Below are 14,627 nucleotides of genomic sequence, written 5' to 3' on the forward strand. Positions count from 1 at the left end.
CGGTCATCCTCGAGCCGACGGGTGACCGCTGATGGACCGCGATCACCCCCACCAGCGGCCCTCGAAATACGTCGTCCCCACGGGACACGGCTACCTCGGGACCTACACCGTCAGCACTGACCGGACGGTGACGATTTCCACGGCCGCCCTCGGCGACCGCGACTGGCCGACCGACACCGCCCACGCCATCGACCACGACGACGGCGTCGCGCTCGTCCCCCGCACCGACACTACCGACCCGCTCGCCGAGTACACCCTCTGCAGGCGCTTTACCGGGGCCCGAATCGCAGTCGGCAACGCCGTCATCGACGCACTCGAGCTATCGCGCGGCGACGACGTTCGCGTCTACGACCTCGAAAGCACCGACGCTCGAGACGGGCTGTTGCTCGTCGACGCCGACGACGATCCGCGGCTCGCCACCGACGATGCGGGCTAGCTGCCCGTTCGGGCCCGACTCCCCCGCGGCGTCCTAGCCGCCCCACGCACCTGCCGTCCGGTAGCGCTCGCCAACCAGTTCACCCACGATCCCCCACAGCGATGTCTCCATCCACCAGCAATTCGACGACCGAACAGCTCCCAGACCACCGCAGCGAGAGTTTTGAAGCCCTCGAGAATCGACTCGACGCGCTCGAGTCCGAACTCGAGCGCAAAGACGCCCGGCTTGCTGAGCTCGAACGAGAGTGCGATCGCCTCGACAACCGGACGGTCACCCTCGAGGAACGTGTTGCGGATCTCGAGTCCGAAACCACCCGCCTCGAGAACATGGCCGAGGCCGCGCTCAAGAAAGCCAGCGCGAACAAAACGCGCGTGTCCGAACTCCAGTCTCGCGAACTCGAGAAAGGCGCACACCTACTCGCAGAAACTGTCGACGCCCATGTTGTCGACGTGGCCGATGGCCGACTCGAACGACTGACGAAAGACGACGGGAACGCGTACTACCGCGTGCCCGAGAGTGCAGACCCGCTCGAGCGCGGCGGGACCGTCTCGCTCGCTTACGGCGACCTCCTGCCGATCCAGCAGCTTGCGCGGATGGACGAGGAAATGCGCCGCTCGGCCGCGAACGCGCTTCCGACGCGGTTGGCGGCGAAGTTGTGGCAAGCGCGTACCGACGACGGCGTCGGCGACGACCCCTGGAAGTCCGGCTGCAAAAATATCGCCGAGTACGTCAAAGCGAGCGACCTGAAACACTGGATCCGGCGGCAGGAAACCGGCATCAGCGAGACGTACGCGAAGAAGCTGGTCTCGAGGGTGATCGATGCCGCGCTGGACCTCTCGAAGAACCGGCTGGCCGTTCGCAAACGAACGGAACGAAAGAACGGCCTCGAGTACACCGAACGCCGCCTCGTGGTGCCCGCCGATGCTGCGATTCCCGGCGAAGGCGGTTCGCCTGCCGACGAGGAGCGGGAACCGAAGACAGGTGGTGTCCACGGGTAAGTTAGTCCATCGCGATAGCTCCCCCCTCAAGAGCCCGCCCGCGCTCGAGGACTGCCCGAGTCACGACCCGACTGCGGCCGGTCGCACGGGTTCGGTAGCCGCGGGTCTCTTCGCTCGAGCGGTCGTCGGCGGGTACGGCGAGACGGGGGCGGCAGGCGAATCCGGAGACGACGGTTGTCTCCGGAGCCCAGATGTCCGCAGTGTACCTTCTCACCCAGCAGCTATCTGCAACGGTTTCACCCAGCGGCTCTCTGCGACGGTTTCGCTCACCGTCCTCTGAGAAGAGTCCGTTATAATCAGCAGGCGGGGAGGACAAGCGACTCGAGCGAGACTGATCTGCACACGGCCGCGGTAACAGTCTGATGGGGAGCCCACGCCGACTCCTGCACAGTCGGCGTGACGCTCAGATCCCGTGCATCGGATCGGGCGTCCGGCGACGCTTGCGGTGTTTCTTTCTCAACGGCGGTTTGGAAACCTCGCCGTCGAGGATGGCGACGACGTCGCGGTAGTCGACGACGCCGTCGTCGTCGACGTCGAGCGCGGCGGTCACGTCGTCGGTGACGGGACCGACGTGCTGGAGCGCCATGTAGGCGTCGCGGGTGCCCCGCGGGTCCCTTTTAGTCACGGTCCGCTCCCAGGCCTCGCGTTGTCTCTTGGAGACCTCGCCGAGTCGGCCGAACAGCAACAGGGCGGTGACCGTCGCCGAGAGGTCGACGTGGTGGAACCAGCCGTCGAACGGATCGACGTCCGGCCCGGCGGCCATGACGGTCTGGGCCGGGCCGGTGTGGACGTTCGACGCCCACGCGACGCCGAGGTGCTGAGAGACGACGGCACCAAGTTCGTTCGAGAGCGCGTACGCGCCCGACTCCTCGGTCGCCTCCTCGATCCGCTCGACATCGTCGTCGGTCAGGTCGACGTCGACGTGAGTTTCGACCGCCTCGCGAATGTCCGCGCCGTCTTCGATCGCGGCGGCGATCGCGGCGTTGCTCGCCTCCGCGTTCGCGATCGCGTCGGTCTCGATCGGCGAGCCGTAGCCGTCGCCGGTCGCCATCCCGCCCGTCTCGTGGTCGGAGGCGACGACCACGAGCGTATCGTCGCGGTCCTCGACGTACTCGAGCGCCCAGTCGACGACCTCGTCGAACTCCTTCGTCTCGGCGACGGCCGATTGCGCGTCGTTGCCGTGTTCGGCGTGGTCGATACGACCGCCTTCGACCATCAGGAAGAATCCGTCGTCGCCCCGTTCCAGGTGGTCCACCGCCGCGGCGGTCATCTCGGGCAGGGCCGGGATCGAGTCGTCCCGATCGAGCGTGTAGGTGACGTGACTGTCGTCGAACAGGCCGAGGAGCTTCTCGCCGCTCGCCGAGCCGAGGTCGTCTGCGTCGTAGAGGAGTTCGTACCCCTCGCTTTCGGCGCGATCGAGAGTTTCGTCGTCGAACTCTTGACGGCCGCCGCCAAACAGAACGTCGACGTCGGACTCGACGAGTTGCGCGGCGATCTCCGCTTCCATGCCGCGGTCAGGGACGTGTGAGGCGTACACCGCGGGCGTCGCGTGCGTGATCCGCGTCGTCGATACGAGCCCCGTCGACTTTCCTATCGACTGGGCGATCTCGAGCTGTGTCGCCAGCGGTGTCACGTCGTCCTCGCCCGCATCTGCGTCGCCGTGGACCGATATTTGCCCGTTGTACGCCTTTTGTCCGGTGGCGAGGGCCGTCCCCGCCGCCGCCGAGTCAGTTACCTCACCGCTCAGGGAGTTCGTCCGGGTGTATCCGACGCCGGTCATCGACTGCAACGCGAGGTCGCCGTGGACCACCGAGGTCACTTCGATCGGATCGAAACCCATGCCATCACCGATCAATACGATGACGTTCTCGATCCCATCGTCGCCGTTTGGATGGCGTCCCCGTCCCCTCGATTTCCCGTTGCCGTTCGTCCGTGCGCTCGCGGTTCCGGTCGCGAGCAGTCCCGTTGCGCCGAGCGCCGTGATGAATTTTCGTCGTTGCATAGCGCAGGTATCACTGTACGGTTCAATAATTAAAAATCCTTATAATAGTTGTATATTGGTGACAGCAATTTCCAGTAAGCATACGTGCTGCGTCTGACGCTGCCCCATCGGGCGTGAGTGATAAAAATAGATTAATTGATAGCTTGTCGGGATGAGCGACGGCTGTTCGTCGATTAGCGATGGGTCGCCTCGTTATCTGCATAGAAAAATCGATATATCACAGGAACTTGTATATTGGGAAGAATAACATCTAACTAATCAGTCAACATTGGGTTTCACGTCTCGAAGCCACTGATGGATTTTCGGGCGTTCTCGAGGGCAGCCGGAGCGGTATCTTCCGCGTCGGCGACTTCCTCGAGAACGCGCAGGCTCGGCTTTGAAAGCGTGGACTCGGTGTCAGCCATGAATTAGACGAGCAGTTGGATGTCGGATTCGGCCATGTGTTGTAAGGCGGTGGCCGCGCCGACGCCCGTGGTAACGCCGTCGTAAAAGTCGTCCTCGTTGTAATCCATCAGGTCGATCGTCATCTGACACGCCTGCAGGTCGACGCCGCTCTCGAGCGAGAGGTCGATCAGCTCTTCGATGGTGGCGGTGCCGTTGTCGTCGATCTTCTTTTGCATCATCTTCGTGGCCATCGTGTCCATGCCTGGGAGGGCAGCGACGGCGTTCGGGACCGGCATGTTCGGGTTGCCGACGGCGCTCAGCTTGAGGTCCTTCGACTTCTCCTCGTGGAGGATGTCGAGTCCCCAGAACGTGTGGAAGACCACGACCTCCCAGCCGAAGGCGGCCGCGGTGCTCGCGAGGATCAACGGCGGATACGCCATGTCGAAGGTCCCTTGCGTCGCGACGATGGTCATCTTCTTCCGATCGTCGCCAGCGTCCACCGCTGCGATCGACGCTTCCAGTTCGTCGACGCGCTCGCGCAGCGCCTGTAACTCGGCGGCGTCGGTCTCGACGTTGCCGTCGTCGACGGGAGCCGTTTGGTTGTCTGTGCTCATTATTCCGTTTTCTTCACGTAGTGGGTGTACAGATCGCCGGCCTCGACCTGCTCGAGGAGTTCGACGCCGTCGGTGCCGTCGGCCCACCCCTGAATGTCGCTCATACTGCCCGAGTCCGTCGCGACGACTTCGAGCACGTTCCCGGCCTCGAGGTCGTCGATCGCTTGCTTGGTCTTCACGATGGGCATCGGGCAGGACTGTCCTTTCACGTCCAGCGTTTCCGTGGCTTGATATTCAGAACTCATGATTAGATTTTGTGCTCCATATTGGAGCTACCACACAATATTGTTCACTCCCATAAAAGCTCACCGGTTATTGTACAATACACAAACAATTACTCTCCAGCTGAGGAGAAATAGTTGGTATTCGCCGTTTAGAATCTCTTTAGGGGGGATATAGACTCTATTTCTCTATATCTATATTGCGCGTAATAGGAAATACTACACAAACCCTTAAGAGGCCGTAGCCGATACTGGGAACTGTACAATATGGGCGACATGGATCTTCCAATGCCGGACGTCGAAGTCGAATTGGTCAGTCCTGACGGGCTGAAAGAGCGGATCGACGCGGGCGAAGCGGTCACGCTCCTCGACACCCGCATGGAGTCAGAGTACGACGAGTGGCGACTCGACGGCGAGACCGTCGAGTCGATCAACGTTCCGTACTTCAAGTTTCTGGACGACGAGATCGACGACGACATTCTTGCGCAGATTCCCGACGACCGCGAAATAACGGTCCTCTGTGCGAAGGGGGGCTCGAGCGAGTACGTTGCTGGGACGCTGAAAGGACGCGGCTACGACGTTACTCACCTCGAGGACGGGATGAACGGATGGGCGCGCATCTACGAGCGCGTCGAAGTCGAGCGTTACGACGGCTCTGGGATGCTCTACCAGTATCAGCGTGCCTCGAGCGGCTGTCTGGGCTACCTCCTCGTCGACGGAGACGAGGCGGCCGTGATCGATCCGCTTCGTGCGTTCACCGATCGATATCTCGAGGATGCCACGGAACTGGGCGTTAACCTGAAATACGCGATCGACACGCACATCCACGCGGATCACATCTCGGGCATCCGCGAACTCACAGACGTGGGCGTCGAAGGCGTCATCCCCGAGGCGGCGGTCGACCGTGGCGTCACCTACGCCGACGAGATGACGTTGGCTAAAGACGGCGACGAGTTCCCGGTCGGCGACGCGATGATTGAGCCGATCTACACGCCCGGTCACACCTCCGGGATGACCTCCTATTTGATCGACGACTCGCTGCTCGCGACCGGCGACGGCCTGTTCGTCGAGAGCGTTGCCCGTCCCGACTTGGAGGAGGGTGACGAGGGCGCGGAAGACGCTGCCCGTCAGCTCTACGAGTCGCTGCAAGAGCGCGTGCTACCCCTGGCCGACGACACCCTCGTCGGCGGCGCGCACTTCAGCGATTCCGCCGAGTCCGCCGCCGACGGCACCTACACGGCACCGATCGGCCAGCTCGAGGCCGAGATGGACGTCCTGACGATGGACGAAGGCGAGTTCGTCGAGCTGATCCTCTCGGACATGCCGCCCAGGCCGGCCAACTACGAGGACATCATCTCCACTAATCTCGGACAGCAGGAGATCGACGACGAGGAGGCGTTCGAGCTCGAGCTCGGTCCGAACAACTGCGCGGCCAGCCAGGAATCGCTGGCGGGTGACTGATCGTCGTGATCGATATCGCAATGCTCGCCGAACTTGCCACCCCAGGTCAGGTAGTGCCCGCCGAGCCGTTTCCCAATGGGATCTCCCGATACGCTATCGGCGGACTGCTGGTCGGCCTCGGCGCAGTGGTCATCTACCTGGGGACGGGAATCGCCGCGGGCGCGAGCACGTTCCTCGAGTCGACGCTGTCGTACGTCTCGGGCCAGTCGCGGTTCAAGCGGTACCGCGCCTCTCGAGATTGGCGCATCGTCTTCACGCTGGGGATCGTCCTCGGAGCGGGGGTATACGCCGTCCTCTGGCAGGGCGGGACGTGGACGACCGACGTCCAGCCCTGGCGGCTGCTGATCGGCGGCGTCCTCGTCGGAATCGGGACGCGCGTCGGGAAGGGCTGTACGTCGGGTCACGGCGTCTGCGGCGTCGGTTCGGCCTCGAAGACGTCGATCGTCGGCGTGATCACGTTCCTGTCGGTCGCGATCGTGACCGCTCAGATCGTTCAGGCGATGGGGGTGAGTCCGTAACGTGAGTTGCGAGACGCTCGCGTCTCGAGCCGGCGAACGGGGAGGTGACGGCCCGTGAGCAGCAGTCGCCATCCGCTGTTCATGCCGCTGATCCTCCTCGGCGGTTTGATCTTCGGCTTCGGTCTCGCCTACAGTCACATGGCCCGGCCGGAGGTCGTGCTGGACTTCCTCCAATTCGACGACTTCGGCCTGCTGTTCGTCATGTTCGGTGCCGCGATCGTCACCGGGATCGGGTTCGCCGTGATGCCCCGAATACTCGATAGCGCACCGCTGACGGGCGATGTGTACGAACGCCGGCTGAAGTCGTTCGACCGAAACGTCCTGATCGGCGGCGGGATCTTCGGCGTCGGCTGGGGGGTGTCAGGGATCTGTCCCGGCGCGGCCTACGCCAGCCTCGGGATCGGGAACGTCACCATCCTGTGGGCGCTCGTCGGCATGTTCGCCGGCGCCTACCTGCAGGGAGTCTGGCGCAGCAAGCACACCGCGGCCGACTTCGGTCCGGCGAGCGCCGACTAACACCGTTCGAATTTCGTGTTTCGAGAACTGAAACGGAGGATTTTCGTACACTGATGGAACCCACAACGATACTCCTGTTCGCAGCGGCCGCGGTCGCGAGCCTGTTCATGGCGTGGGTCATCGGCGGCGGCTCGAGCGGCGCGACCCCGTTCGCACCGGCCGTCGGCGCGAACGCGATTCCGACGATGCGCGCGGCGTTTCTCGTCGGCATCCTCGGTTTCGCTGGCGCGGTGACACAAGGTGGAAGCGTCTCCGAAGCCGTCGGCAGCGGCCTCGTCGAGGGAATCACCCTCCCAGTCGTGGGCGTCATCGTCGTCTTACTGATCGGCGCCGGACTGATGGCGATCGGCATCTCCACCGGGTATCCGATCGCGACCGCGTTCACCGTCACCGGATCCGTCATCGGCGTCGGCTTCGCGCTCGGCGGCGACCCGGCGTGGGGAAAGTACGCCGAAATCCTCGCGGTGTGGGTGCTCACGCCGTTCGTCGGCGGTGGCATCGCATACGGGCTCGCCAGCGTCCTTCCGCGATCCGACGTTCCCGAAGACATCAGTGTCCCGATCCTCGCCGGTATCGTCGGTATCGTCGTCGCGAATCTCGAGTTTGCGTTCCTCGCGTCGGTCGGCGGGACGCTCGCCGCCGGCGGCGCCACCGCGATTCCGTTCGACGGTGGCGCTGCCACAGCCGCTATCTCGCTGGGTTTCGGAGCCGTCGCTGCGGCCGTCGTGCGCTGGGATGTCGGTCGCGACGAGGCCGGCGGTCTGCGCCGGTTCCTGCTCTCGCTCGGCGCGCTCGTGGCGTTCTCGGCGGGCGCGAGTCAGGTCGGACTCGCCGTCGGGCCGCTGTTCCCGCTGCTCGAGGAAGTGCCCTCGATATCGCCGCTGGCGGTGTTGCTCGGCGGCGGGGTCGGAATCCTTGTCGGCTCCTGGACGAGTGCACCCCGAATGATCAAGTCGATCTCGCAGGAGTACGCGTCACTGGGGCCTCGTCGATCGATATCGACGCTCGTCCCCTCGTTTCTCATCGCACAGACCGCGGTCCTGCTCGGAGTACCGGTCTCGTTCAACGAGATCATCGTGAGCGCCATCGTCGGTAGCGGGTTCGCGGTCGCCGGTGGGGACGGCGTCAGTCCCCGAAAACTGGGATTCACCGTCGCCGCCTGGGCCGGGTCGTTCGGGCTCGCGTTCGGACTCGGTTACGGATCGATGCTTCTTCTGAACCTCTGAAGCTGTAGGCGAACGCTTTCGGCTTTCGAGCCGTTACGTCCGTTTTCGGTCGGCATAGCGGGCTACCCACCCCTCGAAATAGACGATCGTCGGAGGTAACGATTGATTCGCCCGGCGTGACGCGTCCCGGGACGCTGATGGACCGAATCGGGGTGGTAAGGACCCGTCCCTGGGGGACTCAATCGACGTCTCGCATGTATTCGTCGAGCGTCTCCGCGAGCACCTCCGCGAAGGCCTCGTCATTGACGTCAGTCTCTCTCTCGAGGAGTTCGACGTCGTCGTCGAGCGTCGACCGCAGCGCGTCGAACAGCGCCGCGTCAGCCTCGGGATCGTGGAAGTCCTCGCCCTCGACGTCGAGCGCTGAGACGCCCTCGAGGGGGAGGACGAGCGCGGTGGGTCCGGTCGCAGCGTTGAGCTTCTCGGCAATGATTTCCCCGAGTTCGGCGTTCTCTTCGGGCGTCGTCCGCATGAGCGTTACCTGCGGGTTGTGGATATGGAATTGTCGGCCCTCGAACTCCTCGGGGACCGAATCGCGCGGTCCGAAGTTGACCATGTCGAGCGCGCCCGTCGAGACGACCTGCGGGATCCCCTCGTCTCCCGCCGCCTCGAGTCGGTCCGGGCCGGCGCTCAGGACGCCGCCGACCAGTTCGTCGGCCCACTCGGTCGTCGTGACGTCGAGCACGCCGTCGATGACGCCCTCTTCGACGAGCGACTCCATCGCGCGCCCGCCCGTTCCGGTCGCGTGGAAGACGATCGTCTCGTATCCTTTCTCCTCTAGTAGCTCGCGAGCCGCCTGTACACAGGGCGTCGTGACGCCGAACATCGTCATGGCGATCGTCGGCCGTTCCTCGATATCGGTGTCGGGGTCGTTCGTGACCATGCCCACCATTGCCAGCGCCGCGTTGGAGATAATCTGCCGTGAGAGCTGGTTCAACCCCTCTATGTCCGCGACCGAGTACATCATCGTGATGTCCCGGGCCCCGACGTACGGTTCCGTATCGCCCGATGCCATCGTCGAAACCATGAGCGTCGGCACGCCGACGGGAAGCGTCCGCATGGCCGCCGTCGCGATCGAGGTGTTACCGGAACCGCCAAGTCCGAGGACGCCATCGAGGATGCCCTCCTCGTGGAGTCGATCGACGATAACGGTCGCGCCCTCGCCCATCGCCTCCATCGCCTCGCCGCGGCCGGCCTCCTCGCGGAGGTGCTCGAGGGTCGTCCCCGCCGCATCGGCGACCTCGCTCGCGGGCGTCTCCGGCTCGAACCCCGGTTCGCCCATCACGCCCGCGTCGACGACGTGGACGTCCACGCCCTGGGCTTTGAGAACGTCCCTGGCGAAGCCGATCTCCTCCGCTTTCGTGTCCAGCGTCCCGATGATGACGACGCTCATGGGTCTACTTCGCTCGAGGTGGCGTTTTCCGCGGTCGGCAATTCGCCGGCGGGGACGACCTCACACTCCGGCAGCTCCCGCAGTTGCGCTTCCGGTCCCGGCGGCGCGTAGACCGCGAGGAGGAGCAGCGGCTCCCAGCCGGTGTTCACCGTCCCGTGTTCGACACCCTCCGGAACGAACACCAGTTCGCCGGCTGCGATCTCGCGGGTCTCCTCGTCGACTTCCTGTCTTCCCTCTCCGCGAAGAACGTAGAGGATCTCGTCGCTCTCGGGGTGCGTGTGTCGCTCGTGGCCCTTTCCCGGCTCGAGCTTCACGACGCCCGCGCTGAAGCGGTCGCCGCCGGTGACGTCGGGGGTGTGCAGCCACTTGAGGACGCCCCAGTCGAACGCCAGGCTCTCGACGTCGTCCGGTTCGACGAAGTGCGTCCCACTCATGGTCGGAACTCCATCGATTTGAACTCGCGGGCCTGGTTCTCGATGGCCTCTTCCGTCGGCAAGCGCTCGAGGCTGGACGCGCCGAAGAAGCCGACGACGCCCTCCGTGTTGTCGAGGACGTATTCGGCGTCGTCCGGCCAGGCGATCGGTCCGCCGTGGCAGATAACGAGCACGTCTTCGTTCACGTCTGTGGCGGCGTCGTGGTGGGCCTGCACCCGGTCGGCCGCCGAGTCGAGGTCGAGCGCCGTTTCGGCGCCGATGTCGCCCGACGTCGTCAGCCCCATGTGCGAGACGATCACGTCCGCGCCGGCCTCGGTCATCTCGCGGGCCTGCTCCGCGGTGAAGACGTACGGGCACGTGAGCATGTCCTGCTCGGCGGCCTCCCGGATCATCTCGACTTCCTTATCGTAGCCCATCCCCGTCTCCTCTAAGTTCCGGCGGAACTGGCTGTCCTCGTCGATGAGTCCGACGGTGGGGAAATTCTGGACGCCGGAGAACCCGCGGCGCTTGAGATCCTCGATGAAGACGTCCATCTGTCGGAACGGATCGGTTCCGTTCACGCCCGCCAGTACCGGCGTGTCCTCCACGACCGGCAGCACCTGCCGCCCCATATCGACCACGATCTCGTTGGCGTCGCCGTACGGCAGCAGGCCCGCAAGCGAGCCGCGGCCGTTCATCCGGTACCGGCCCGAATTGTAGATGATCAGCAGGTCGACGCCACCGCGCTCGGCGAACTTCGCCGACATTCCCGTCCCCGCTCCGGCGCCGACGATCGGTTCGCCGTTCGATACCGTCTCCTCGAGTCGTCGCATCGATTCGTCGTGTGTGAACTCCATGGCAGGTGCCATCGATCACGTGACATCTATTCAAGCTTTCCTCGAAGGAGAACCTCGGCGGACGTTTCAGGACGAATCGGTGTCTCCAGCACGAACCCGTCTGCGTTCGGAGCAAGTGGGGTGATCGCAGCCCGGCTCAGGCCATCCGGTCCGGCGGGACGAGCATAACGTTCCCGTTCGCCCGCGCGACGACGTCTTCGGAGACGCTCCCGAGCAACAGTCGGCGGAGCCGGCTGTGACCACGCGAGCCGACGAGGATCGTCGTCGGTTCGTACCCGCCTTCCGCTACGAAGATCTCGTCGGCGGGATCACCCTGACGGACCGCGGTTCGCGTCTCGACCCCTCACTCCTCGAGTTGCGCCGCCAGCTCTGCTAGTCGCGCTTCGGGGGTCGGCATCCTCCGGAAGCCCTGGATCTTTCGGCGTCTCAACGTGGACCAGTGTCGCCTCTTGAGTCGCGTGTCGCAGGTACGAAAACGCCTCCGGGTCTATCAATATCATAGTGGATCCATATTACCAGAATCCCACGGGGAAGTAATAGGTATGTTAGCTACCTCCTTACCCTATTGCAACTATTGTACCTATTACGGCCGCACGCTCTCGAGATGAGGTTCTTGACGTCGCTCTTGCTGCTGTCGGACTGCCGGCGTCGGATCCATTGTGTCAGTGAAGTCGTCGGTTACGAACGACACGGAGCGGCTTCGACGTGCGCACCAGTTCCATCCGACGGTGCATCGATTTGACATACTCTGCAGGCGGAGCAGGTCGAGTGACTCGGGGTCGCTCGGAAGACCAGAAGTCCTCCGTGACTGAGCGAAGCAAAGCTAGGCGGGGGCTTTGCTCCCGCGAGGTCAAGCGGTGAGGACGTCCCGCCAAATTTCGTGAGGTTGTCGGCCTAAAGTCGCTCGAAAGATCTCCGATCTTTCGTGATGCCGAAAATCATAGATTTTCGGGCCACGCCGACGCTCGAGGGATCTTTGATCCCTCGCTTGCTGATGAGACGCCGCTGGCGTCTCGAACCACTTGACCCCGAGGCGATTTTCACGTCAACAAACGGTGTCAAGTCCCAGTCGCTGGGTGCTTAGCTACGCTGACGGATTAACAGCAACGTTCCTACAAGCAAGGCAGAGAGCGTACCGCCGATGCCGAAGCCGGGAACTGATTCCTCCTCCTCGGATTCAGTGTCGTTGTCAGCAGTATCGTCAGCAGCGGTATCATCGGTAGCAGTGTCGTTCTCTGAGGCAGTAGTGTCGTTGTCTGTGGCTTCGGTGTTGTTGTTAGCGTCCTCGGTGTCGTCGTTAGCAGCAGTATCGTCAGTAGCAGTGTCGTTCTCCGAAGTAGTAGTGTTATCGTCAGCAGTATCGCTGTCAGTAGTGTCGTTATCAGCGGTCTCGGTGTCGTTGTCAGCAGTGTCGTTATCTGTGTCTTCGGTGTTGTTGTTAGCGTCCTCAGTGTCGTCGTCACCAGCAGTATCGTTGGTAGTACCGTCGTCCGCAGTATCGGTAACAGTGAGTGTCCCCGAACGTTCCTCGTCACCGGCGGTGACTGTCCACTCATTGTCGCCTTCGGAGAGGGCAACCCCTTCAACGGTGAAGGTGACAGACCCCGTGTCGTCGGTGCTGGCAGTCACTTCCTCCTGGCCCTCCTCACCACTGATCTCGAAGACGACGTCGGTCGTGACCGGCTCGCCATCGGATGTGGTCACGGTGGCGTCGAACGTGGCCGATTCAGTCGTTGCGATCGAATCCGGTGCATCGACCGTCACCTCGAGGTCAGTATCAGCACTTTCGTCGGTATTCTGAGCGGCCGCGGTTGCTGCACCCGCAGCGACTGTCGACAGAACGAGCATCGACACGATCATCACTGCGGCGAGTACGGTCCATCGCGTTTCTCGAGTTGTTCTTTCGAATGTCATGTGTTCTGGATGGTATCTGAGCGGGTTGCCATCGAATCGCCGGTGCCGTCTGCAGTCCCACGCCGTCAGTCCGGAGCGAGTACCGGCGGTTTCACGGCGTGCATTCGGCGGAGCTCGCGGCGGATGGGATGATTACGATCGGCGTTGGCCGTACGCGAATCAGGTAGCGGCGATCAGTCCTGCTCCGCGGTTACCCCGCCTCGAGCCGACGCCGTCTCCGTTTCGCTACTCTGGTCGTTCGAATCTGTGGGGTTGATTATCCGCCCGTGTTCTGATCCGTTAGCTATCACTTTTCTTGGATCCATATGATTATATTTATAATTGAATTAGTTATGATTTCCCAACCTTTTCACTCGATACATATACGTTGGTGACAGTTTCAATTAGTGAAACGGCAATTCGAAACTACGAATCTCCTCAACTGTCGGGCGTATGCCCGATTACTAAGGAGAGAACAATTGCTTTCGCCGGTAGAACGCGGTGAAACGAGCTAGCAGAACTATAATAAAAGTACGTACCTCCGAGGTACCAATCACATGGGACCATTGCAGACATCTCGACGAACATTGTTGACAGCCGCAGCCAGTTGTGCACTCGCCGGCATCGCTGGTGCTGATCCGAGCGCAGAATCCGGTAGCGATCTCTCGAGACAATCATCTCAAATTCTCGAAGGCACCGATCACGAAACGACGGTGTACGAGACGGTTGCAAACGCCGACGGACCGACTGTCCTGGTCATTGGCGGAATACACGGCAATGAGGTTGCAGGGTACGAGGTAGCAAGCGCTATTGCCGAGTGGGAAATCGATGCTGGCACGCTCGTAACGATCCCCCACGCGAACGCCGAGGCTGTCGAGCAGCGGACACGCACGGGCGACGATGGCGTCGACCTCAACCGCCAGTTCGCTGAAGGCGAGGAGCCAACAACAAACCTCGCCCAAGCACTCTGGAACGTCGCCGAAAACTACGATCCCGACGTGGTTATCGACCTCCACGAGTCGATCGGCATCTACGCCGGCGGCCCCGTCGACGGCGTTGGGCAGGCGATCTTCCACTCAGACAGTACCGAGACCGCGACCGATGCCGAGCAGGCTGCCGACACCGTGAACCGAAACCACGTCGATGAACGGGGGCTCGAGTTCACGACCGATACCTTTGCCAAGCCTGAAAACGAACCGAGCGGGTTGTTCGTCCACAAGGCCGCTCGAGACCTGAACGCACAGTCGTTTCTCATCGAAACCCTCTCGCGCGGCCCCGACCTCGAGACGCGCATTAACTGGCACACACGGTTAGTCACAAATCTGATTGAAGAGGAACTGTTCGAAACTGAGACAACAACCGATGACTCGACTGGTGACACGTCGGACGCTTCCGATGACTCAACTGGTGATACAGCAGACGCTTCCGATGATTCGGCTGGCGATACAGCGGACGACTCCGATGACGAGACAGTCATCGAACAGTGCCGCGCAGACGCTTCCTGAGAACGCCGCAGGACCGTCGTCTCCGACGGTCACAATGTTGAGCTCAACGCGACGATATTAGCACCTCGTCAGCTGGCGTTCGTCCGCCGAGCGATTGATGCGGTCTCTGCTGGTTGTAGTAGTGCACATATTGTCAAGCCATTCGCGTGCGCTCGTGACGGGACGAGCAGGCGCTATCGACTCGTCACTTACG

The 14,627-nt window shown here is 62.7% G+C and carries 17 protein-coding genes and 2 pseudogenes; 8 read left to right on the top strand and 11 right to left on the bottom strand.

Annotated elements, in window-relative coordinates; genetic code table 11:
• Positions 1-31: 31 nt before the first annotated feature.
• The 3 genes from HALLA_RS16670 to HALLA_RS20760 all read left to right on the top strand — a co-directional run bounded on the left by HALLA_RS16670 (position 32) and on the right by HALLA_RS20760 (position 1,714).
• Complete coding sequence (locus HALLA_RS16670; protein ID WP_049954643.1) at positions 32-436, top strand: hypothetical protein; 405 nt, start codon at positions 32-34, stop codon at positions 434-436.
• Positions 437-537: 101 nt separating this feature from the next.
• The gene (locus tag HALLA_RS16675; RefSeq protein ID WP_049954644.1) at positions 538-1,434 is read left to right on the top strand and encodes a hypothetical protein; all 897 of its coding nucleotides are present in this window, start codon (positions 538-540) and stop codon (positions 1,432-1,434) included.
• Positions 1,421-1,714 (top strand): hypothetical protein, encoded by a 294-nt coding sequence (locus HALLA_RS20760; protein ID WP_157231424.1) that lies wholly within the window; start codon positions 1,421-1,423, stop codon positions 1,712-1,714. Before HALLA_RS16675 ends, HALLA_RS20760 begins: the two co-directional genes overlap by 14 nt.
• Before the next feature lie 123 nt (positions 1,715-1,837).
• Here the strand turns inward: HALLA_RS20760 and HALLA_RS16680 are convergent, their stop codons facing one another.
• The 4 genes from HALLA_RS16680 to HALLA_RS16690 form a co-directional block, all read right to left on the bottom strand.
• Positions 1,838-3,436, bottom strand: a complete 1,599-nt coding sequence (locus HALLA_RS16680) for an alkaline phosphatase (protein WP_084569090.1) — start codon at positions 3,434-3,436, stop codon at positions 1,838-1,840.
• Positions 3,437-3,711: 275 nt separating this feature from the next.
• Positions 3,712-3,840: a hypothetical protein gene (locus HALLA_RS21660; protein WP_277921498.1), complete on the bottom strand. Its 129-nt coding sequence runs from the start codon at positions 3,838-3,840 to the stop codon at positions 3,712-3,714.
• A 3-nt stretch (positions 3,841-3,843) separates the two neighbouring features.
• Positions 3,844-4,434, bottom strand: coding sequence for a DsrE/DsrF/DrsH-like family protein (locus HALLA_RS16685; RefSeq protein ID WP_049954645.1), 591 nt, complete (start codon positions 4,432-4,434; stop codon positions 3,844-3,846).
• Positions 4,434-4,679 carry a sulfurtransferase TusA family protein gene (locus HALLA_RS16690; protein WP_049954646.1) on the bottom strand — a complete coding sequence of 82 codons (246 nt, stop codon included), beginning with the start codon at positions 4,677-4,679 and terminating at the stop codon, positions 4,434-4,436. Before HALLA_RS16690 ends, HALLA_RS16685 begins: the two co-directional genes overlap by 1 nt.
• A 243-nt stretch (positions 4,680-4,922) precedes the next feature.
• Here HALLA_RS16690 and HALLA_RS16695 point away from each other — a divergent pair, with 243 nt between their 5' ends.
• Genes HALLA_RS16695 through HALLA_RS16710 form a run of 4 tightly spaced genes read left to right on the top strand, consistent with a single transcriptional unit; the run spans position 4,923 to position 8,376 of the window.
• Positions 4,923-6,116 carry an MBL fold metallo-hydrolase gene (locus HALLA_RS16695; protein WP_049954647.1) on the top strand — a complete coding sequence of 398 codons (1,194 nt, stop codon included), beginning with the start codon at positions 4,923-4,925 and terminating at the stop codon, positions 6,114-6,116.
• Positions 6,117-6,136: 20 nt separating this feature from the next.
• Positions 6,137-6,634 (top strand): YeeE/YedE family protein, encoded by a 498-nt coding sequence (locus HALLA_RS16700; protein WP_049954922.1) that lies wholly within the window; start codon positions 6,137-6,139, stop codon positions 6,632-6,634.
• A gap of 54 nt (positions 6,635-6,688) precedes the next feature.
• Positions 6,689-7,150, top strand: a complete 462-nt coding sequence (locus HALLA_RS16705) for a DUF6691 family protein (RefSeq protein WP_339325764.1) — start codon at positions 6,689-6,691, stop codon at positions 7,148-7,150.
• 53 nt (positions 7,151-7,203) lie between these two features.
• On the top strand, positions 7,204-8,376 hold the full coding sequence (locus HALLA_RS16710; RefSeq protein WP_049954649.1) for an inorganic phosphate transporter: 1,173 nt from the start codon (positions 7,204-7,206) through the stop codon (positions 8,374-8,376).
• A 178-nt stretch (positions 8,377-8,554) separates the two neighbouring features.
• On the opposite strand, the gene HALLA_RS16715 is transcribed toward HALLA_RS16710, so the two are convergent.
• From HALLA_RS16715 to HALLA_RS21665, 6 genes and pseudogenes are all read right to left on the bottom strand, one after another.
• On the bottom strand, positions 8,555-9,766 hold the full coding sequence (locus HALLA_RS16715; protein WP_049954650.1) for a Tm-1-like ATP-binding domain-containing protein: 1,212 nt from the start codon (positions 9,764-9,766) through the stop codon (positions 8,555-8,557).
• The gene (locus tag HALLA_RS16720) at positions 9,763-10,200 is read right to left on the bottom strand and encodes a cupin domain-containing protein (RefSeq protein ID WP_049954651.1); all 438 of its coding nucleotides are present in this window, start codon (positions 10,198-10,200) and stop codon (positions 9,763-9,765) included. The genes HALLA_RS16715 and HALLA_RS16720 overlap by 4 nt, the downstream gene beginning before the upstream one ends.
• Positions 10,197-11,036, bottom strand: coding sequence for a phosphoenolpyruvate hydrolase family protein (locus HALLA_RS16725; protein ID WP_049954652.1), 840 nt, complete (start codon positions 11,034-11,036; stop codon positions 10,197-10,199). Before HALLA_RS16725 ends, HALLA_RS16720 begins: the two co-directional genes overlap by 4 nt.
• 136 nt (positions 11,037-11,172) lie before the next feature.
• Positions 11,173-11,518: pseudogene (locus HALLA_RS16730) on the bottom strand (universal stress protein); the annotation flags it as partial.
• 598 nt (positions 11,519-12,116) lie between these two features.
• Positions 12,117-12,950, bottom strand: a complete 834-nt coding sequence (locus HALLA_RS16735) for a hypothetical protein (protein WP_242406241.1) — start codon at positions 12,948-12,950, stop codon at positions 12,117-12,119.
• Between the two features lie 173 nt (positions 12,951-13,123).
• On the bottom strand, positions 13,124-13,255 hold the full coding sequence (locus HALLA_RS21665) for a hypothetical protein (protein ID WP_277921499.1): 132 nt from the start codon (positions 13,253-13,255) through the stop codon (positions 13,124-13,126).
• A gap of 231 nt (positions 13,256-13,486) precedes the next feature.
• Between HALLA_RS21665 and HALLA_RS16740 the strand changes: the two genes are divergently transcribed.
• Positions 13,487-14,434 carry a succinylglutamate desuccinylase/aspartoacylase domain-containing protein gene (locus HALLA_RS16740; RefSeq protein WP_049954653.1) on the top strand — a complete coding sequence of 316 codons (948 nt, stop codon included), beginning with the start codon at positions 13,487-13,489 and terminating at the stop codon, positions 14,432-14,434.
• Between the two features lie 43 nt (positions 14,435-14,477).
• Here the strand turns inward: HALLA_RS16740 and HALLA_RS20195 are convergent.
• Positions 14,478-14,587: pseudogene (locus HALLA_RS20195) on the bottom strand (integrase core domain-containing protein); the annotation flags it as partial.
• Positions 14,588-14,627: the final 40 nt, after the last annotated feature.

Source organism: Halostagnicola larsenii XH-48, assembly GCF_000517625.1.
GTDB classification, from domain to species: Archaea; Halobacteriota; Halobacteria; order Halobacteriales; family Natrialbaceae; genus Halostagnicola; species Halostagnicola larsenii.